The organism is Truepera sp. (assembly GCA_032027045.1).
Lineage (GTDB): Bacteria > Deinococcota > Deinococci > Deinococcales > Trueperaceae > JAAYYF01.
Genome location: JAVSMU010000001.1, coordinates 810,646 through 831,199 on the forward strand (window position 1 = coordinate 810,646; position 20,554 = coordinate 831,199).

The 20,554-nt window shown below is 70.3% G+C and carries 16 protein-coding genes; 8 read left to right on the forward strand and 8 right to left on the reverse strand.

The window, feature by feature from the left end:
* The 6 genes from ROY82_03615 to ROY82_03640 form a co-directional block, all read right to left on the reverse strand.
* Positions 1-939, reverse strand: a 939-nt coding sequence (locus ROY82_03615; protein ID MDT3681556.1) for a hypothetical protein, incomplete at its 3' end; no start/stop codon positions are given.
* Complete coding sequence (locus ROY82_03620) at positions 936-1,847, reverse strand: hypothetical protein (GenBank protein MDT3681557.1); 912 nt, start codon at positions 1,845-1,847, stop codon at positions 936-938. The genes ROY82_03620 and ROY82_03615, both read right to left, overlap by 4 nt.
* A gap of 100 nt (positions 1,848-1,947) precedes the next feature.
* On the reverse strand, positions 1,948-2,907 hold the full coding sequence (locus tag ROY82_03625) for a DeoR family transcriptional regulator (GenBank protein MDT3681558.1): 960 nt from the start codon (positions 2,905-2,907) through the stop codon (positions 1,948-1,950).
* Between the two features lie 55 nt (positions 2,908-2,962).
* Positions 2,963-3,424 carry an EVE domain-containing protein gene (locus ROY82_03630; protein MDT3681559.1) on the reverse strand — a complete coding sequence of 154 codons (462 nt, stop codon included), beginning with the start codon at positions 3,422-3,424 and terminating at the stop codon, positions 2,963-2,965.
* Positions 3,425-3,441: 17 nt separating this feature from the next.
* Positions 3,442-4,977, reverse strand: coding sequence for a glutamine-hydrolyzing GMP synthase (gene guaA, locus ROY82_03635; protein ID MDT3681560.1), 1,536 nt, complete (start codon positions 4,975-4,977; stop codon positions 3,442-3,444).
* Positions 4,978-5,008: 31 nt separating this feature from the next.
* Positions 5,009-6,505 (reverse strand): hypothetical protein, encoded by a 1,497-nt coding sequence (locus ROY82_03640; GenBank protein ID MDT3681561.1) that lies wholly within the window; start codon positions 6,503-6,505, stop codon positions 5,009-5,011.
* 143 nt (positions 6,506-6,648) lie between these two features.
* Here ROY82_03640 and ROY82_03645 point away from each other — a divergent pair, with 143 nt between their 5' ends.
* From ROY82_03645 to ROY82_03660, 4 genes are all read left to right on the forward strand, one after another.
* A complete protein-coding gene (locus ROY82_03645; protein ID MDT3681562.1) occupies positions 6,649-7,704 on the forward strand; it encodes an Mrp/NBP35 family ATP-binding protein in 1,056 nt (351 codons plus the stop codon).
* Positions 7,705-8,146: 442 nt separating this feature from the next.
* On the forward strand, positions 8,147-10,804 hold the full coding sequence (locus ROY82_03650; protein MDT3681563.1) for a valine--tRNA ligase: 2,658 nt from the start codon (positions 8,147-8,149) through the stop codon (positions 10,802-10,804).
* 3 nt (positions 10,805-10,807) lie between these two features.
* The gene (gene hutH / locus ROY82_03655) at positions 10,808-12,352 is read left to right on the forward strand and encodes a histidine ammonia-lyase (protein MDT3681564.1); all 1,545 of its coding nucleotides are present in this window, start codon (positions 10,808-10,810) and stop codon (positions 12,350-12,352) included.
* Positions 12,349-13,311: an arginase family protein gene (locus ROY82_03660; protein MDT3681565.1), complete on the forward strand. Its 963-nt coding sequence runs from the start codon at positions 12,349-12,351 to the stop codon at positions 13,309-13,311. Before hutH ends, ROY82_03660 begins: the two co-directional genes overlap by 4 nt.
* Positions 13,312-13,490: 179 nt before the next feature.
* Here ROY82_03660 and hutI read toward each other — a convergent pair whose 3' ends face one another.
* Entirely contained in the window at positions 13,491-14,705 is a 1,215-nt protein-coding gene (gene hutI / locus ROY82_03665) for an imidazolonepropionase (GenBank protein MDT3681566.1), read from the reverse strand.
* A 36-nt stretch (positions 14,706-14,741) separates the two neighbouring features.
* Complete coding sequence (hutU, locus tag ROY82_03670) at positions 14,742-16,424, reverse strand: urocanate hydratase (GenBank protein ID MDT3681567.1); 1,683 nt, start codon at positions 16,422-16,424, stop codon at positions 14,742-14,744.
* Between the two features lie 108 nt (positions 16,425-16,532).
* On the opposite strand from hutU, the gene ROY82_03675 reads away from it, so the two are divergent.
* Genes ROY82_03675 through pstB form a run of 4 tightly spaced genes read left to right on the forward strand, consistent with a single transcriptional unit; the run spans position 16,533 to position 20,553 of the window.
* The gene (locus tag ROY82_03675; GenBank protein MDT3681568.1) at positions 16,533-17,513 is read left to right on the forward strand and encodes a PstS family phosphate ABC transporter substrate-binding protein; all 981 of its coding nucleotides are present in this window, start codon (positions 16,533-16,535) and stop codon (positions 17,511-17,513) included.
* A 57-nt stretch (positions 17,514-17,570) separates the two neighbouring features.
* The gene (pstC, locus tag ROY82_03680) at positions 17,571-18,521 is read left to right on the forward strand and encodes a phosphate ABC transporter permease subunit PstC (GenBank protein MDT3681569.1); all 951 of its coding nucleotides are present in this window, start codon (positions 17,571-17,573) and stop codon (positions 18,519-18,521) included.
* Positions 18,518-19,711 (forward strand): phosphate ABC transporter permease PstA, encoded by a 1,194-nt coding sequence (gene pstA, locus ROY82_03685; protein ID MDT3681570.1) that lies wholly within the window; start codon positions 18,518-18,520, stop codon positions 19,709-19,711. Before pstC ends, pstA begins: the two co-directional genes overlap by 4 nt.
* Positions 19,712-19,746: 35 nt before the next feature.
* On the forward strand, positions 19,747-20,553 hold the full coding sequence (gene pstB / locus ROY82_03690; GenBank protein MDT3681571.1) for a phosphate ABC transporter ATP-binding protein PstB: 807 nt from the start codon (positions 19,747-19,749) through the stop codon (positions 20,551-20,553).
* The last annotated feature ends 1 nt before the right edge of the window (position 20,554 follow it).

Genomic DNA, 20,554 nt, shown 5'->3' on the forward strand with positions numbered 1-20,554 from the left:
CTCCGCGGCCTCCGCGGCCTCCGCCGCCTGCGGTGCCTCCGCCATCGCGGCCGTGTCGGCCTCGGCGGTCGTCGCCTCGTCGGTGGTCGCTGGTGTGGGGGCCGTGGCGAGCTCCGGCAGTGACTCCGGGGCGGGTGCCTGCTGGGCCCCTCCCGGCGCTAGAGTGCCCTCGCTGCCGGCCCGAGCGGCGTTCGCCAGGCTCGTGAGGGTGAGCGTGGCGCTCTTAGCCGCGGCGTCCAGGGCTGCGGCGTCCTCGTTCACGACGGCCTGGGCGGCGCCCACGAGGTCACGGTTGAGCGAGGCGTCGATCCGCGGCGAATCCTGGACGAGGAGCGACTCGCCGTAGGCCTTTGCGAGGCTCACGTAGGCGGCGTCCTGGTCGCTGGCCATGAGGTCTTGCGCGGAGGCAAGCTCGGTGGTGATGGCGTCGGCCGCGCCGGCTTCGAAGGCGAACCTGAGGGCCGGGCCCGCGTCGGCGGCGGTGAGGGCCGCCACGTCGTCGGCCGTGAAGTCAAGGCGTTCGGCGAGGTGCAGCAGGCGGTTGCGCGCGGTCTCCAGGTCACCGGAGCTGGCGTTCAGGTACGCGGAGTCCATGACCAGGCGGCTGAAGCCACCGGCCAGCACGGCGGTCTGGACCGCCATGTCGGTGTGGCTCTGGTTCTCCACCGCCACGCGAGTGCGCTCGAAGGTGCGCTCCATGGCGCGCACCAGGTTGGTGCTGGTCGCGTCGCGAGAGAGCGTGAGGAGGGCGTTCAGGGCGCGCTCCAGCTCGTCGCGCGCCTGGGCGCCGTCGGTCGGCACGCTGGCCGTGGCGATCTCGAGGTTCTCGATGGCGAGGTCGTAGCGTTGTAGGAGGGAGTCCTCCTGGGCCATGGCCCCACTCAGGCAGAAGAACACCACCAGAACACCGGTGGCGAAGGTCAGTTGACGCCGGATCATGCAGCCTCCTCAAGAGCGGCGCGCGCGTTCAGGACGGCACCGATGTTCACGTGGGGGAAAGTGACGACGACCACGCAGTCCTCACCGAATGGGAACAGGAAAAGCACGCCCGCGGCGCGCTCCACGGAAAAGGCGCGAAGGTTGCCCGAGCGCGCCAAGAGCCCACGAGAGCTGAGCACGAGGTTCGGCAGGTGGTCCGGGTCGACGCCTTGGCCCCGGTGCAACAGTACTTCGTTGCCCCGCACGACGACTACCTGCCTGACCGTCTCGATGTCGCCGAAGAGCCTGAGCGCTGAAGCGACAGCGAGCTCGCTCAGGCGCGTGATCTCCTTGCGCGTCGCCTGAGCCTCGTGCGGCGGCTTGCTGCGGCGGTCGGGGGAGCGCAGCGCCGGCGCGCGGCCGGGAAGCCGCCCATGCCCGGAGGGAGGAGCGAACGGCATGCCCGCGAGGGCGACGAGGTGATTCGGCGCCGCGGTTGCCGCTGGGAGGACGGCGTCCCCTGAGCCTCGTGCGGCGGTTCCGGCGTCGCCCAGGGAAACCGGTGAGGCGCCCAATGGAACCGCGGGGAGCCTCTCGGAGCTGAGTTTCACGAGGGCGCGTTCGGCGTCCGCTTCGGCGATGAGTGCCTGGAGCACGGGGGTAGGCTCGGCGTGGTTCGCCGTGTTGGGCAGTAACGTCAGTTCGTCCGCCAGGCGTTTCAGCCTACGGGTGAGGCCCGACCTCGGCAAGGAACCACTGAGTTCCTTGCGCACCGCCCCAGCGAGCAGATGCCGCATGGTGCGCGTGCTGACCGAGTTCGGATCCTGGCCCTTGGCCGCCAGGGCCCCGTCCAACACCGTCGACGCGACGCGGGGAGAGACCAGGGCCGATAGTGCCTCGTGCGTGTACTTGTAGACGTCGTTAGGCATGCCCCTCCTTCCCGCTTCCCGATGCGGAGCATAGTGCCGCGACGGGCCTGTGGGTTGTGAGATATTCCGTTGGGCAACGACTCGCCGCCGCGCGCTCAAGTCACCGTTGCGCCCCGTCTCGCGGCCGTGGACGCGCAAGCGCGCCCGCGAGTCCGTGCGCCACCGCGAGCGCGTTCGGGTAGCGCATGCGTGAGGGACCCACCAGGATGAGCTTGCCGGTCGAGCGCCCCAGCGAGAACGTCGACGCTACCCGCGCGACGTGGTCGTCGAGTTCGAGCGCGAGACCCCCCTCGTGGTCCGGGGCGGGCGCCTCCATCTCGAGCTGTTCGAGCGCGGAGCGCACGAACGCCGGGTCGGCCCCCTCGGGTTCGCTCAGCAACTGGTGGAGCCCCTCCCGGAAGACGCGGGGCGGTTGCAGGTCGTCCCAGGCCTTGGCGAGGGCGACGAGGGTCCTGCCCAGCTCCGCCTCTGCCCGCTTGGCAATGTCGAGGAGCGCCGCTGGGACCTCGCCCAGCGGTTGCGAGAGCTGGCGCAGGTTGCGCTCGGCGTCGTCGATGACGTCCTCGCTGGGCACGGGATCGACCGTCACGCCGAGTTGCCTGACGAGCCCGTTCTCGAGCACCACGACCGCCAGCATCCGGTTGGAGGCGAGCTGCGAGAGGTGGATCTCGAGGATCTGAAGCGTGTCGTCGGCGGGTAGCCGCACCATGACCGCGTAGCCCGAGAACTCGGCCGCCAGCCGTGAGGCGATGTGGAAGAGACCGTCCCCCTCGGCGCCCTTCAAGTGGCGGTCGAGCTGGTCGAGCTGCGCGTCGGGGAGCGGCCGGGGCGGCAGGAAGCTGGAGGCGTACATGCGAAACCCTAGTGCCGTGGGGATGCGGCCGGCGGAAGTGTGAGGCTGTTGCAACAACCCTTCGCTCTCGAGCGAACCGAAGTCGTACCTCACGGTTGCCGGACTCACGTCCAGCTGCGCGGCGATGTGCGCGGAGGCGACAGGGTGCGCGGTAGCTATGTACGCTTCCGCCACCATGTCGAGAACGCGGGCGCGGCGCTCGTTCATAATGCCGATGGTACCACCGCTCGTCCGGCGGGGACGTAAGGCTTCCCGCGCCGGCTCAGCCCGCGGCCAGCGCCAGGACGTGCCGCGCGTGTTCGGGCTCCACGGGCATCACGCTGAGGCGGTTACCGCGCGCCAGCAGGGCCATGCCGGCAAGTGCGGGGTCGGCCTTCATCTCGGCGAGCGTCACCGGGCGCTCCAGCTCCCGCACGGGCTCGATGTCGACCAGGAACCACCGGGGGGCCTCGCGCGTGGCCTTGGCGTCGTGGTAGCCGCTTCGCGGGTCGAACTGCGTGGGGTCCGGATAGGGTTCGGACGCGACCCGCGCCAGCCCGACCACGGCCGGCACCTTCGTGCTCGAGTGGTAGTAAAGGATGAGGTCACCCACGCGCATTTCGTCACGCATGTAGTTGCGCGCCTGATAGTTGCGCACCCCGTCCCAGGCCGTGCGCCCGTCGCGCGCGAGGTCGGCGTAGGCGTAGCTGTCGGGTTCGGATTTCATGAGCCAGGCACGTTCCATGCCCGAGTCTATCGGCCTCACTCCCACTCGATGGTGGCCGGCGGCTTGCTGGTGATGTCGTACACGACCCGGTTGACCTCGGGCACCTTGTTGACGATGCGGTTCGCCACCGTCGCGAGGAACTCGTGCGGTAGCCGGGTCCAGTCCGCCGTCATGCCGTCCACGCTGGATACCGCCCGAAGCGCCACCGTGTTGGCGTACGTGCGGCCGTCGCCCATGACCCCGACGGATTTGAGCGGCGTGAGTACGGCGAACGCCTGCCAAGTATCGTGGTACAGATCGAACTCGCGCAGGGCCGAGATGAACAGGTCGTCCACGCGCCTGAGGACGTCGAGGCGCTCGTTGGTCACCTCACCGATGATGCGGACTGCCAGGCCGGGGCCGGGGAACGGATGGCGGTCGCGCAGGTGCGGCGGCAGGCCGAGCCGCTCCGCCACCTCGCGCACCTCGTCCTTGAACAGCTTCCTGAAGGGTTCCACCAGCTCGAACTCCAGGTCCGCAGGCAGGCCGCCCACGTTGTGATGCGACTTGATGTTCGCGGCGCCCGGCACGCCCGCCGATTCGATGACGTCGGGGTAGAGCGTGCCCTGCGCCAGGAAGCGGATGGGTCCCGCCTCGGCCTGGAGGTTGCGCGCCTCGCGCGAGAAGAGTTCGATGAACTCGCGGCCGATTATCTTGCGCTTGGTTTCCGGGTCGGTGACGCCAGCGAGGGCCGACACGAAACGCGCCGAGGCGTCGATCACGTGCAGGTTCACGCCTAGGGCGCGCAGGGCGCCCTCTACCTCGAGGGCCTCGCCGAGCCGCAGCAGGCCGTGATCCACGAAGACGGCCACGAGTTGCTCGCCGATGGCCCGGTGCAGCAGGAGGCCGAGCGTCGTCGAGTCGACGCCGCCGGAGATCCCCAGAAGGACTCGTTCGGCGCCGACCTGCTCGCGCACCTGCGCCACCGCCGAGTCCAGGATGCCCGCGGGCGTCCAGTCGCGCGCGACGGAGGTGACGTCGACGAAGCGCTCCAGCAGCGTCATGCCCTTGGGCGTGTGCCGGACCTCCGGGTGAAACTGCAGACCGTAGAGCCGCCTGGAGGCGTCCTCCATGGCGGCCAGCGCGCCGCTCTCCGTGGTGGCCGTGGCCGTGAAGCCCGCGGGCAGCCGCGTGACGCTGTCGCCGTGGCTCATCCAGGCCATGAACTCGCCCTCCACCCCCTCGAACAGCATCCCGCCGAGGCCAGAGAGCGCCACCTTGCCGTACTCCTTCACGCCGCCGGTACCGACGGCGCCGCCAAGTTCCTTGGCCATGAGCTGCATGCCGTAACACACTCCCAGGACGGGGAGACCCTGCTCGAGGAGCCCTGGTGCGAGGCCGGGCGCGCCCACGTCGTCGACGCTGTTCGGGCCGCCCGACAGGATCACCCCGGCCGGGGCATGGGCAAGGATCTCGTCCAGGGAGCTGCCGGCGGGCACGAGGATGGAGAGCACGCGCAGCTCGCGCAAGCGGCGGGTGATCAGATGGCTGAACTGTGAACCGTAGTCGACGACCACGATGGACTCGGGCATGCGGCTCCCTGGCTGGCGGTGGCCTAGGCGGTCACGGGGTCTCGGGCGGCGTCTCGGGGAACACGACGGTGATGACGGTGTCGTCAGGTACCTGCAGGGTGACGGGCTCGCTGGAGCGCCCCTGGAACAGACCGTGCACGACCCAGGTGCCGGCCGCATCGAAACCGACGCGTCGCGGAACCGTGCCGATTATGGTGCCTCGCGCGTAGCGCGAGCCGTCCGGGCTGCGGTCGACCACCAGGCTCACTGGCGGGAGGTTGCCGGGGCTCACCCGCACGTCGACCAGGTGGCTGACGGTGCTCGGGCTCACCTGCGACAGCGTGGAGTTGCGCTGAGCGCGAAGTGCCAGGAAGATCCCCAGGGCGACAACCAGAACGAGCAGAACGAGGAGCCCCGGCCCGCGCCAGGCACGGTGGCTTACCTGGTCGTCCGCGTCGTCGTCGATGCGTATCGGCGCGGGTCGCGGCGCGTCGTCCAAGCTTCCGGCCCGGTAAGTGGCGCCGGGCGGCAGGTGCTTCACGAAGCCGGGGTCGGAGGCCTTGTGGTCGGGCTTGCCGGTCCTCAACGTGCCGCCGCCGGGATCGCTCACGAGCGTGATGGGGTCGGGTTCGAGGGGTGATTCCTGACGCTTCGCCGCGCCGGGCGGCGGTTGCGGTGAGGAAGGCCGCGGTTTCAGCTCGTCGGGATCGACGCGCATGTCGGTCCGAGTGGCCGAGACGCTGGGTGAGGCGCCCATGGTGCCGGCCACGTCGTGCGGGTCGTAGTCGATGCCGGCCTCGGGAGCGCGCGGCACGGGGGTGAACTCGAGGGACTCGAGGTCGAGCGGCCCCCTCCCGACGCTCGTGGATTCCGGGGTGGTGGGCAGGACGATGTCGACGAAGCCCGCGGACGGGACCGTGACGGCGCCGCCGGCAAGCCGCCGAACGGTGGCTTGCAGCGCCGCGACGTCGGTGGCGTTCTTGCCAGTCACCGAGGCGCGCAGCGCGGCGGCCACCTCAGTGCTGATCCCCTGTGCGCCTAGCTCGAGCAGCGCCTTCACGCCGTCCGTGAGGTCGGCCCGTAGTGCGGCGTCGAGTGCGGGGTTGGGCGTCACCTGGCCTGACGCCGGCGCTGGTGGCGTACCGGCCCGCCAGGGCACGCCGTAACCCTCCAGGTAGAGGCGTTTCCCGGCCCGGAGGAAGCGGCCTGGACCGATGCCGCCGTGGGCGAGTCCCTTGCGGGCCGCGTCCCTCAGCAGGGTCAGGGTCTGCAGCACGAACTGATCGTCCACCACGGCCTCGCCGGGCGCGACCAGGGTCGAGCCGCTCGGGTAGGCCGCCACCAACGTCCCCTTCTCGCCCTCGGTCCACGACGCGAGCACGGTCGGGACGCCCTCCAGGTCGAGCGAGCCTTGGCTCAGCAGGGGCTCACCGGGAAAGTCGTAGATGAGGACCGAGAGGCCCGTGACGACGTCCACTCCCATGCTGGTCACGACCTGGCCGTCGTGCCTCAGTTCCTGGTTGCGCTGAAAACGCCCGCTTTGGTCCACGCGTATGTGAGTATAGCCAGCCTTCGGGGGCGCCACAAGGCGCGGGTTGCCACTCCGGCATGCCATTCGGCGGCCCGGCACACCGCGCTCCGTCACCCAGCGTGACGCCGGTAGGGGTGCGCGCTGTTACGCTTGAACAACTTATGGAAGTCACCCGAGAACGCGTACTGGAGGCCCTCAAGGGCGTCAACGACCCGGAACTGCACCAAGACCTCGTCACGCTGGGAATGGTCGACTCCGTCGACATCGACGGCGACAACGTCAGGCTCGAGATCACGCTGACGACTCCCGCGTGCCCGTTGAAGGCGAAGATCGAGGCCGACATCCGGGCCGCGGTCAAGCAGGTCGTCGGAGCGGTTCACCTCGACATCGAGTTCGGCTCCAAGGTCCGCGGACCGTCACAGATGCCGCTCCCGGGCATCCGCAACGTCATCGCCGTGGGATCGGGCAAGGGCGGGGTGGGGAAGTCGACCATCGCGGCCAACCTTGCCGCCTCGCTGAGCTTGGAGGGCGCCAAAGTCGGGCTGCTGGACGCAGACATCTACGGTCCCAGCCAGGGAAAGATGTACGGCGTCGAGGGCAAGCGCCTGATGGCCGACGACGAGAAGCACATCCTCCCGCTGCGCAACCACGGCGTGAAGGTCATCTCGATAGCCAACCTGGTAGAGGACGGCCAGGCCCTCACCTGGCGGGGCCCCATCCTCCACGGCACCCTCACCCAACTCCTGAAGCAGACCGTCTGGGGCGAGCTCGACTACCTGGTCATCGACCTGCCGCCGGGAACGGGCGACGTGCAGCTCTCGCTCTCCCAGCTCGTGCCCGTGACGGGCATGGTGCTGGTCACGACGCCGCAGGACATGGCGTTGGTCGACGTGCGCCGCGCCTACACCATGGCGCGCAAGACACACATCCCCGTCCTCGGGGTCATCGAGAACATGAGCTATTACGCCCTACCAGACGGCACCAAGGATCACATCTTCGGTGAGGGTGGCGCGACCCGGTGGGCCGAGGCCGAGCGCCTGCCCCTGCTGGCGCAGGTGCCGATCACCCGGGCCCTGCGCGAGAGCGGCGACAGCGGCACCCCGCTCGTGATAGCCGACCCCGAAGACCCCAGCGCCATCGAGTTGCGCCGCGCGGCGCGCCTGATGGCCGGCCAGGTGAGCATCCAGTCCGTCAACGCCCTCCCGGTGGTGGGTTAGCGGGCGCGCGTGGCGGCCGGGTAACCGGCGGCCCAACGGCTTTGCAACGGCCGGCGGTGGGTTAGCGATGCGGTGGGCCCCGTTCGAGGGGCCGCGGTGCTATCATCCGCCCAGCGGGAAGAGTAGGCGCCGCCGTACCCGCCAGAGAGTTCGCGCCGGAGCTAGTGGCCGGGTGTGAGCGCGAACCGGGTACGGGTGCCGAACGTCCCCCGCCGAGAGGCCTTCGGGGCCTCCCCGGGGCAGAAAGCCGGCGCCCCTGCTTGGCCGGCCAGTAGAGCCCCCGCAGGCCGCCGCGACAGTGCGGTTTCCAGAGCGCCCCCCGGGCAGGGGGGAAGTGCGGTGGTACCGCGGGGTCCTAGCCTCGTCCGCAAGCAGCCGGGCGGGGCCGTTTTGCGTTGCTACCCTCCCGGCGGACGCCAAGGCGCTAACGCCGGAGGAGAGCATGACGCGAGAGCCAAGCAGAGAAGCACCATTCGAGGGAGAAGCCGCGGCCGAGCTGGCCAGCCGCTACGACCCCGCCGCCCTGGAGTCGCGCTGGGTCCGGAGGTGGGCCGAGCAGCCTTTCGTGGCGGACCCCCATAGCGACAAGGAACCCTTCTGCATCGTCATCCCGCCCCCCAACGTCACGGGCAACCTGCACCTGGGCCATGCGTTCGACAACACGATCATCGACGTCCTCATCCGCTTCAAGCGCATGCAGGGGTTCGAGACCCTCTTCCAGCCGGGCACCGACCACGCTGGTATCAGCACGCAGGTGGTGGTCGAGCGCGCGCTCCGCGAGGAGGGTGGAAGCCGCCAGGAACTAGGACGGGAGCAGTTCGTCGAGCGTACGTGGGAGTGGAAGGAGCGCTACGGCGGCATCATCCTGGAGCAACTGCAGCGCCTCGGGGCCAGCGCCGACTGGACGCGCACCCGCTTCACCCTGGACGAGGGCCTTTCGCGCGCCGTGAGGCGGCAGTTCGTGGAGCTCTACCACGCGGGCCTCGTCTACCGCGGCGAGCGCATCGTGAACTGGGATCCCGTCAGCCGCACCGTGCTGTCGGACCTCGAGGTCGAGCGGGAGGAGAGGCGCGGCAAGCTCTACGAGCTGGCCTACCCGTTCGAGGACGGCGGCGGCGAGCTCGTCGTCGCCACCGTGCGCCCGGAGACCATCTTCGCCGACGTGGCCGTCGCGCTGCACCCAGGCGACCCGCGCGCCACCTCCCTGGTGGGCAGGAGCGTGATCATCCCGCTGACCGGGCGTTCCGTGCCCGTCATCCTCGACGAGGCCGTCGAGTTGGGCTTCGGCACCGGGGCGCTCAAGATCACGCCGGCTCACGACCCGACGGACTTCGAGATCGGCCAGCGCCACGGGCTTCCCCACCCGAGCATCCTGGACCTGAGCGCGAGGCTGGTGGGCGACCTCGTTCCCGAGGAGTTCCGCGGCATGGACCGCTTCGAGGCCCGCGAGGCAGTCACGCGGCGCCTGGAGGCGGAGGGCTACTTGCGCGGCGTCCGCGACCACACGGTCGCCCTGGGACTGTCGCAGCGCACGGGTGAGCCCGTGGAACCGATCCTGTCTTTACAGTGGTTCTACGACACCGACTCGGTGGCCAAGCGGGTGCTCGAGGCGCTGGACGCGGGCGAGATCCGCATTCATCCCGAGCGTTACCTCAAGGTGAACAAGGACTGGTTGGCCAACATGCGCCACTGGACCATCTCCCGCCAGCTCTGGTGGGGCCACCGGATACCCGCCTGGTACGACGAGGAAGGCAACATCTACGTGCCGTCGCCGGACGCCCCCGACCTCGACCCCCCGCAGGATCCCCGCTACGCGGGGAAGAACCTGGTGCAAGACGAGGACGTGTTCGACACCTGGTTCTCCTCGAACCTGTGGCCCTTCAGCACCCTCGGGTGGCCCGACGAGGACGATCCCTACCTGAAGAAGTTCTACCCGACGAGCGTGCTGGTGACGGGCTACGACATCCTGTTCTTCTGGGTCGCGCGCATGCAGATGGTCGCGTACCAGCTCACGGGCCAGCGGCCCTTCGACGACGTGCTGCTTCACGGCCTCGTACTCGACGCCAACGGGCAGAAGATGTCGAAGTCGAAGGGCAACGGCATCGATCCCCTGGCGGTGATCGAGGAGCATGGCGCCGACGCGCTGCGCTTCGCCATGGGCCACGTGAGCACTGGTGGGCAGGACGTGCGCTGGGACGATCGCCGCGTGGAGATGGGCCGCAACTACGCCACCAAGCTCTGGAACGCCGCGCGCTTCGCGATGCTCCACCTGACGGGTGACGAGGGCGAAGCGGTGCCGGAGGGGCTGGCCGACCGGTGGATCTTGAGCCGCTTGCAGCGCACAGTCCGTGACGTGACGGCAGCCCTGGACGCCTACGACCTGGGTGCCGCCACGCGCCTCGTGTACGACTTCACGTGGTCGGAGTTCTGCGACTGGTACTTAGAAGCCAGCAAGCCCGCCCTGAAGACGGAGGGCGCGGGCACCCGGGCCACCCTCAAACACGTGCTGGAGACGATCCTCAAGCTCCTTCACCCCCTGATGCCGTTCGTGACCTCGGAACTGTACGAGGGCCTGGGGCACGAGGTGCAACTCGCCCTCGAGGCCTGGCCCACCGCCACCGAAGGCCTGATCGACGAAGAGGCCGAAGCCGACTTCGCGCGGCTCCAGGCCGCCGTCGGGGCGGTGCGCAGCCTGCGCAGCGAGGCCGACCTGTCGCCCACGGCGTGGGTGAGCGTGGAGGTAAGCGGCGAGGGGGCGGCGCTCATCGAGCGCGAGGTGGCGGTCTTCGAGGGGCTGGCCAGGGCGCACCTGGCCGCGGCCGCCGGCGGTCCGGGCATCAGCCTCACGCTGCCGGGTCTGGAGGTGCGGCTGCCGCTGAGCGGCCAGGTGGCGTTGGACGAGTACCGCTCGCGGCTCGAGAAGCGCCTGGCGAAGCTGCTGGACGAGCTGGAGCGCGCCGAGCGCAAGCTTGCGAACGAGAAGTTCCTCGCGAGCGCCCCCGCGGAGGTCGTGGCCGAGGTGCGCCGACGCGCCGCGGAGGCGGCGGAAGTGAGCGCCCGCACCAGGGTCGTGCTGGCCCAACTGGTCGACGGGAGGTAGCTGGTGAGCGAAGAGCCGTTCGTGCTCGGGACGGAACTGACCTTGGCGGCGCTCGAGCGCGTGGCCCGAGGGGGTGGTGCGGTCACGCTGCCGGCGCAGGTCAGGGCCCGCCTCGAGGAGAACCGCGGCTTCGTGGAGCGCCTGCTGGCAGAGGGCCAGACCGTCTACGGGGTGACGACGGGCTTCGGCCGCTTCGCCGCCACGCGCATCGCCGCGGCGGACGTGCGTGAGTTGCAGCGCAACCTGCTCCTGTCGCATTCCGTCGGCGTCGGCGAGCCCCTCTCCACCGAGGTCGTGCGCGCGATGCTGCTGCTGCGGGCGCAGTCCCTCGCCCTGGGCGCCTCCGGCGTGAGGCCCGTACTGGTTGAGGCGTTGCTCGGCCTGCTCGAGCGCGGAGTGCACCCGCTGGTGCCGGCGCAGGGGAGCGTCGGCGCCTCGGGCGACCTCGCGCCCCTCGCTCACATGGCCCTGGTGCTCATCGGCGAGGGAGAGGCGGAGCTGGGCGGCGAGTTGCTGCCCGGCCTCGAGGCGCTTACGCGCGCCGGGTTGAGCCCGATCACGCTCGAGGCGAAGGAGGGCCTGGCGCTCATCAACGGCACTCAGGCCATGACCGCCCTGCTGGGCCTGGCCGTGCTGGACGCGGGTAGGCTGCTGAACGTGGCCGAGATAGCCGCCGCCATGAGCGTGGAGGCCCTGCTCGGCAGCCACGCGCCCTTCGACCAGGCCGTCACGCGCCTGCGCCCGCACCCCGGGGCCGTCACGACGTCCGCCAACATGCGGGCGTTGCTGGCGGAGTCGGAGGTGGTCGCCTCGCACGCCGACTGCGGCCGCGTGCAAGACCCGTACTCGTTGCGCGCCGTGCCGCAAGTGCATGGCGCCTCGCGTGACGCCGTGGCGCACGTCCGCAGCGTGGTGGACGTCGAGTTGCGGTCGGTGACCGACAACCCGCTCGTGATCACGGACGAGCCGGGGGGAGCGGCGCGGGTCATCAGTGCGGGCAACTTCCACGGCCAGCCGCTGGCGCTGGCCGCCGACTTCGCGGCCATCGCGCTCGCCGAACTCGCGAACGTGTCGGAGCGGCGCGTCGAACAGCTCGTCAACCCCGCCCTCTCGAACCTGCCGGGCTTCCTCACGGAGCACGGCGGCCTCAACTCCGGGCTGATGGTGGCGCAGTACCTGGCGGCAGCGCTGGTGAGCGAGAACAAGGTGCTGGCCCACCCCGCCTCGGTGGACTCGATCCCGACCAGCGCCAACCAGGAGGATCACGTGTCGATGGGCGCGCACGCCAGCCGCAAGCTCCTGAGCGTGCTGGCCAACGTCCGTTACGTGCTCGCCGTCGAGCTGCTGGCGGCGGCGCAGGGCCTGGACTTCAGGGCGCCGCTCAGGCCGGGGAAGGGCGTGGCGGCGGCGCATCGGCACCTCCGCTCGCGGGTCCCGCACCTGGGCGCCGACCGCTACCTGAAGCCCGACATCGAGGCCGTTCACGGTGCCATCGTCGACGGCAGCCTGCTGGCGGCCGTCACGCAGGCGGGCGTGGTGCTCACGTGAGCGGCGACGAACGGCACCTCGAACTGCCGTTCACCGGGCCCGCGACGTTCTTCAAGGCGCCCCACGTGCCGGCCCTAGAGCTCCACCGCACCGGCGGGCGCTTCGACGTGGGGATACTGGGCGTGCCCTTCGACTTCGCGGTCGGCTTCAGGCCGGGCGCGCGCTTCGCCCCAGCCGCGGTGCGCGCCGCTAGCGGACGGTACGCCGTGCCGCCCTCCGGCTACTACGACTTCGAGACCGACTCGTATTCGCTGGGAGGCGCGCGGCTGGTAGACGCGGGAGACGTCGACGTGGCGCAACTCGAGACCGCGGAGAGCCATGACCGGATCACCGCCGCGGCCAGGGCGCTGCGGGCCGCCGTGGCACTACCGCTCTTCGTCGGCGGCGATCATTCCGTGAGCTACCCCTTGTTGCGTGCCTTCGACGAGGTGCGTCGGCTGCACGTGGTGCAGTTGGACGCCCACTTGGATTACTCCGATTCGAGGAACGCCACGCGGTGGGCCAACTCGAGCCCGTTCCGGCGGGCGGTGGAGGCGCTACCCGAACTCGTCCACGTGACCGTGGTGGGGCTGCGCGGTGTGAGGGCCGACCCCGAGGCGTTCGCGGCTGCGCGCTCCAGGGGCCACGAACTGATAGCTGCCCGCGCCGTGCACGCCGCCATCACCGACGTGGTGGACAGGCTCCCCAAGGGCGAGAACGTCTACCTGAGCATCGACGTGGACGCCCTCGACGCGGCCGAGTTGCCGGGCACTGGCAGCCCCGAGCCCGAGGGCCTCAGCTACGGACAGGCGCGAGACCTCGTCGTGGCCACGGTGCGGCGCAACGAGCTGGTCGGAGTGGACCTCATGGAGCTGGCCCCGGAACTCGACCCCACGGGGCGCAGCGCCCTCCTGAGTGCCCGCCTGTTGGCCGAGACGCTGGAGGCGTGGTGGCGCGTCCGTGCCGAGTCCGGCGCGTAAGTAGCTGGGCGAGTGTCCGAGGCCGGACGCGACGAGGGCCGGTCGCCACAATGATCGGGCGCCACGAAGGCCGGGCGCCACGAGGGCCGGGCGCCACGAGGGACGGGCGCCACGAGGGCCGGGCGCCACGAGGGACGGGCGCCACGAGGGCCGCGGACCACGAACGCCGGTGTGGGTCCTCAGCCGTCCTTGCGCCATACGGTGCGCCCGCCGATGACCATCTCCTTGAGCGACGGCGACCCCCACGTGTAGAGCGGAGTGAGCGCCTTGGGTGAGTCGATCACGAGGTAGTCGGCGACGGACCCCACGGCGAGGTTGCCCCACTCGGGCCGGTCCAGCGCGAGCCCGGCGTTGGCGGTTCCGGCCACGAGCGCCTCCTCGACGCTCAACCCCCAGATCGCCACGGCCAGCTGTAGGACGAGCAGCAGCCCGAACACCGGGGAGGAGCCCGGGTTGTGGTCCGACGCCACCGCCACCCTCACACCACTGGCCCTCACCGTGGCGATCTCCGGCATCGGGCGCTTGAGCAGCAGTGCGGCCACCGGCAAGAACGTCGCGACGGTGCCGGCAGCGGCGAGTGCCGCCAGGTCCTCGGCGGTAGCCAGCTCCAGGTGGTCGGCCGAGACGCCCCCCAGCTCCGCTACCAGCCGTGCCGCGCCCGTGTGGGTGAGTTGCTCGGCGTGCGCCTTCACCTTCAACCCGTAGGTGAGCGCCGCCTCGAGGATGCGGCGCGTCTCGGCCAGGGTGAAGGCGCCCTCGTCGCAGAAGACGTCGACGGCATCGGCCAGCCCAAGCCGCGCGGCCTCGGGCAGGGTCTCGCTCAAGAAGCGCTCCAGGTAGTCGCCGCGCGGCAGGTGCTTGTCGGGCACGTGCGCCAGTAGCGTGGTCGTGACCCGTTGGGAGCCCTCCTCGCCCAGGCGGCGCGCCACGCGCAACATGCGCAACTCCCCCTCGGTGCTCAGCCCGTAGCCCGACTTGATCTCGAGGGCGGTAACCCCGCCGCGCAGGAAGGCACCCGCGCGCCGCCTCGCGAGCATGAGCAGCGTGGGCTCGGAGGCGTCGTTGGTGGCGGCCACGGTCTCGTGGATCCCGCCGCCCGCCGCCAGGATTTCCGCGTAGCTTGCGCCGCGGGCCCGCAACAGGTACTCCTCCAGCCGATCGCCGGCCCAGATCAGGTGCGTGTGGCTGTCGACCAGGCCCGGTATGACCGCGTTACCGCCAAGGTCGACGCCGGGCCAGCCCGCGAACGGTAGCGGTACGGCCGCCTCCGCGCCGACCCATGCCACCCGCCCGTCCGCCACGGCCATGGCCGCGTTCGGCACGGCATCGTGGGGCGTGTACAGCTCGCTGATGCCCTTGACCAGCGTGCCTGTAGTGGCGGCGGCGTCGCTCATGTGCTCTCCTCGCTCCTCATGCGTTCCCCTCGCTGATCAGAGGTTCTCCCCGTCCGTCACGCCGGGCAGGTCCATGCCGCGCGCCCGGGCCGTTTCGATCGCGGCCGGGTAACCGGCGTCGGCGTGGCGCATCACGCCCGTACCCGGGTCGTTGAGGAGCACGCGTCCGATACGCTCGGCCGCGTCAGACGTACCGTCGGCGACGCACACCTGACCGGCATGCAGGCTGTAACCCATGCCCACGCCGCCGCCATGGTGGAAGCTCACCCAGCCCGCGCCGCTCACGGCGTTCAGGGCGAAGTTGAGTAGCGCCCAGTCGGCAACCGCGTCCGAACCGTCGCGCATGGCCTCGGTCTCGCGGTACGGGCTCGCCACCGAGCCGGCGTCGAGGTGATCGCGTCCGATCACGATGGGCGCCTTCAACTCGCCCTTCGCCACCATCTCGTTGAGGCGCAAGCCGGCCCGGTCGCGCTCGCCGTAGCCCAGCCAGCAGATGCGCGCCGGCAGCCCTTGGAACGCGAACTTGTCGACGCCCTCCGTGAGCCAACGCCGCAAGCCCTCGTCCTCGGGGAAGAGCTCGAGCATGGCCCGGTCGGTGCGGCGGATGTCCTCGGGGTCGCCCGATAGCGCCACCCAGCGGAAGGGGCCGCGGCCCTCGCAGAACTGGTCGCGGATGAACGCCGGTACGAAGCCGGGGTAGGAGAAAGCGTCGGGGAATCCGCCCTCCTGGGCGAACGCGCGCAGGTTGTTCCCGTAATCGAAGGCCACCGCGCCGCTGCGCGCCAGGTCGACGATGGCGCTGCAGTGGCGAGCCATGGACTCCAGCACGCGCGCTCTGTAACGCACCGGATCGGCGTCGCGCGCGGCGCTCAGGTCCTCGTCGGGCGCGGCGACGGGCAGGTAGCCGTACATGGGGTCGTGCGCGCTCGTCTGGTCCGTCACCAGGTCGACCTTCACGCCGAGGCGAACGAGTTCGGGGAGGACCTCCGCGGCGTTGCCCAACAGGCCGACCGATAGTGGGAGCCGCCCCGCTCGTGCCTCCTCCACTCGCGCCAGCGCCGTGCGCAGGTCGAGGCTCATCTCGTCCAGGTAACCCGTCTCGAGCCTGCGGCGGATGCGCTGCGCGTCGGCCTCCACGACCAGCACCGCCCCGCCGTTGAGGGTCACGGCCAGCGGTTGCGCGCCGCCCATGCCGCCAAGGCCGGCGGTGACGGTCAGCGTCCCCGCCAGCGTGCCGCCGAAGTGGCGGCGAGCGGCCGCGGCGAACGTCTCGAAGGTGCCCTGCAAGATCCCCTGAGTGCCGATGTAGATCCAGGAACCGGCCGTCATCTGGCCGTACATCATGAGCCCCGCGGCATCTAGCCTGTCGAACTCCTCCCAGGTCGCCCACTTGGGCACCAGGTTGGAGTTCGCCAAGATCACGCGCGGCGCTTCGTGGGTGGTGCGGAAGACCCCGACGGGCTTGCCCGACTGCACCAGGAGCGTCTCGTCGTTCTCGAGCCGGTCGAGCGTCGCGACTATCCGCCGGTACGCGGCCCAGTCGCGAGCTGCGCGCCCGCGGCCGCCGTACACGACCAGCTCCTCCGGCTTCTCGGCGACCTCGGGGTCGAGGTTGTTCATCAGCATCCGCTTGGCGGCCTCTTGAATCCAGCCCTTGGCGGTGCGCTTGGCCCCCCGTGGGGCGCGGATGGGCCACGTGGGCGGCGTTCCCAACGGCATGCGAGCCTCCTGGCAGGTAGCGAGTGTCCTCACGCCATTATCGCCCGGGCGCGGGACGCATGACGGACCCATGACGCACGACTCGTACCCTCGGTTCCGGAGGAAGTCGTGGGCGCCCCCAGGCACGTGCTCAAACTAGCCGTGGTAGCCGCCGCCGCCGTCTTGGGCCTCGCCGCGGCGCGGGGCAACATCCGTGTCGACGGTTCCTCGACGGTCTTCCCGATATCGTTGGCCATGGCCGAGGAGTTCAGCATCGATCACCCCGAAACGCCCGTCTCCGTGGCCTTCTCGGGCACGGGAGGGGGCCTCTCCAAGTTGTGCGCGGGGGAGGTGGACATCGCGGACGCCAGCCGCGTGGTCACGCCGGCCGAACTCGAGAAGTGCGCGAGTAGGGGCATCGGCCTCATCGAGCTGCCCGTCGCCGCCGACGCCCTCACCGTGGTGGTCAACTCCGGAAACGACTTCGTCGAGTGTCTCACCGTGAGCGAGTTGCGGGCCATCTGGGAGCCCGGCTCCAAGGTCGAGTACTGGAGCCAGGTCCGCGACGGTTTTCCCGCTGTGCCCATCACCTTGTACGGGCCCGGGACCGATAGCGGCACCTTCGAGTTCTTCACGCACGCCATCAACGGCCGGGTCGGCGCCAGCCGCACCGACTTCTTTCCCAGCGAGGACGACAACGTCCTGGTTCAGGGGGTGGAGGGTGACGAGTACGCTCTCGGCTTCTTCGGCTACGCGTATTACGTCGAGAACGCCGGCCGGCTGCGTAGCCTCGCGGTCGACGCCGGCGCCGGCTGCGTGAAGCCCGACGCGCTCAGCATCGAAAGCAACGCCTACTCGCCCCTCTCCCGCCCCCTCTTCGTTTACGTGAGCAGCGCCGCGCTCGCCGCGAGGCCCGGAATCGCGGAGTTCATCGAGTACTACCTCGCGCCCGAGAACCGCGAGTTCATCGCCGACACCGGCTACGTCGCCTACCCGGACGACGTGTACGAAGCGGTCGCCGCGCGCTTCGAGGCGGGGATCACTGGTACGGCGTTCGCCGGGTTCGAGCCGGGCGACAGCGTGCTCGAGGCCGTTCGCCGGCGTGAGTAGCCACCGGGCGCGCGCTCGAGCAGGGAGGGGACCGATCTCCGTGGAAGGCACGGTGCCATGAGCGCGAAGGGGCTCGGGGCGGGCCGCGCCCGGCCTGCTGCCCGTGGGCTCGTTTTGGGCCCGGCGGAGCGGCGCCGCGAGCAGTTGGTGCGGTTGCTACTGGGCACCGCCGCGTGGGTGACCGTTCTCACGACCGTCGCCGTCGTCTTCGTGCTCGCGCGCGAGACGCTGGCGTTCTTCCGCGACCCGCTCGTGAGCGTCGTCGAGTTCTTCACCTCGGACACCTGGACGCCGCTCTTCGTCGACAAGCACTTCGGCATCGCGCCGCTGCTCAGCGGAACGCTGCTCGTCACGCTGATCGCCATGCTGGTGGGGGTGCCGCTCGGCATCGGCAGCGCCATCTACCTCTCCGAGTTCGCGGCCCCGGCCGTCAGGCGGCGCCTGCAGGGCGCGCTCGAGCTCCTCGCGGGAATCCCCACCGTCGTCCTGGGCTACTTCGCTCTGCTGTTCGTGACACCCTGGCTGCAGAGCTTCATCCCCGGCCTGAAGCTGTTCAACGCCCTATCGGCGGGCCTCGTCATGGGCTTCATGATCATGCCGGTGATATCGAGCCTCTCCGCCGACGCCATGCAGGCCGTACCCGTGGCGCTGCGCGAGGCGGGCTACGGTCTGGGAGCGAGCAAACTGGACGTGACGCTCAAGGTGGTGGTGCCGGCGGCCCTCTCGGGCATCCTCGCCGCGGTCATCCTGGCGTTCTCGCGCGCGGTGGGCGAGACGATGATCGTCACGCTTGCAGCGGGACAGCGCCCCTTGCTCACGCTGGACCCGCGTGAGACCATCGCGACGATGACCTCGTTCATAGTGCAGGCCGCCACCGGCGACCAGCCCGCCGGCTCGCTCGCCGTTCGCTCCCTCTACGCGGTCGCCGCCACGCTCTTCGTCATCACTTTCCTTCTCAACCTGGCCACCCAGGCGCTGGTCAGGCGCTTCGGGGAGCGCTACGAGTGACGGCGCCCGGCGCTCGGCGTCTCAGGGGCCGGCTCTTTCACCTGGCCGTGCTGGTGCCGACGCTGCTCGGCCTCGCCGTCCTCCTGGCGCTGATCTTCGACGTTCTCACCGACACGGTGTCGTGGCAAGTGGTCGAGCCGCGCGGCAGCGGCGTCAGCTTCTCATTCTGGGAGGGGGCCTCCTTGGCGGGCAGCTGGGAGAGGGTCGCCCGCCTCGAGCTGGCGGCCCGGGGGGAGTCCGCGGTGGCGATCGACGAGCTCTTGTCGGACCCGGAGGAGCGGCGCAAGTTCGCGGCTCGCAACCGGGTGGAGCTGATGTGGTCGGTCGACGGCAGGCCCTTGCGCTGGGTCGTCTCGACGACCCGCGACAGGCTCGTGGCAGACTTCTCGCTCGCACGTGGGCTACGCGAGCGCTCGACGCTCAGGGCCTCACTGGAGTCCGGCCAACACCTCTACCTCAACCCCTGGCTCGACGCCTCGTTCTTCACGCGGCGCGCTTCCCGCTCACCCGCCATGGCCGGCCTGGCCCCCGCCCTGGTCGGCAGCCTCTGGCTGATCGTCCTGGTCATCCTGATAGCGGTTCCCCTCGGGGTGGCCGCGGCCGTCTACCTGGAGGAGTACTCGCAGGAGTCGCGACTCACGCGGTTGCTGGAGGTCAACCTCCGCAACCTGGCGGGGGTGCCGAGCATCGTCTACGGGCTGTTGGGTCTGTCGGTCTTCGTGCGCTTCATGCGCCTCGGTCCGGTCATCCTCTCGGCGGCACTCACCCTCTCGCTTCTCGTCGTCCCGGTGGTGATCATCGCGTCGCGAGAGGCCATCAGGGCCGTGCCGTCAACGTTGCGGCAGGCCGCCTACGGGCTGGGGGCCACCAGGTCGCAGGTCACCTTCGGCGTGGTGCTCCCTGCGGCGCGCTCCGGCATCGTTACCGGCGTCATCCTGGCGGTGGCGCGCGCGCTCGGCGAGACCGCCCCGCTGCTGCTGCTGGGTGCCGCCGTGTTCGTGCCGGGCCTGCCCAAGGGCCCGCTGTCCGAGTACACCGTGCTCCCACTGCAGATCTACTCGTGGGTGGGTGAGAACAAGCCCGAGTTCGCCCACGCCGCGTCGGCTGGGATAGTGGTCATGCTCGCAGTGCTGGTGCTGTTCTACGGGGTCGCGTTCCGGCTGCGCCGAGTGTTCGGGCGGCAGGCGTGAGCGGCGCCAGCGGCCCCTCAGGGGAAGGAGACCGCGTGAGCGGAGCGCTACCGGAGGATCACGTGACGGTTCGCACGCAGAGAGTGCCGCCGGCGGACGCCGTGGTCGAGATCGACTCCTTCGGCCTCTGGTACGGGTCATTCAAGGCCCTCGACAACGTGTCGCTCACCGTGCCGCGGCATCAGGTCACGGCGCTCATCGGTGCGTCCGGTTGCGGGAAGAGCACGCTGCTGCGCAGCATCAACCGCATGAACGACCTGGTCGAGGGGGTCAGGACCGAAGGGCGCGTGCGGTACGAGGGCGAGGAACTCTACGGCGCAGGGGTGGACCCGGTCGAGGTGCGAAGGAGGGTGGGCATGGTGTTCCAGAAACCCAACCCGTTCCCGAAGTCCATCTACGACAACGTCGCCTTCGGGCCGCGGCTCGCCGGTCGCCGCGGGGGCCTCGACGGGGTCGTCGAGCGCGCATTGCGGGACGCGGCGCTCTGGGACGAGGTGAAAGGCAAGCTGGACGGATCCGCGTTCGGCCTGTCGGGCGGGCAGCAGCAGCGGCTATGCATCGCCCGCGCCCTGGCGACGGAACCCCAGGTGCTCCTCATGGACGAGCCGACAAGCGCTCTCGACCCGATCGCCACCGACAGGATCGAGCGGCTCATAGGGGAGCTCACGGGGCGCTACACGGTGCTCATCGTGACGCACAACATGCAGCAGGCGGGCCGCGTGTCGGACCGGACGGCGTTCATGCACCTGGGCAGGCTGGTGGAAGAGGGCCCCACCGACCAGATGTTCACGGCACCGAAGCACGAGTTGACGGAGCGCTACGTCTCGGGCCGTTTCGGTTGAG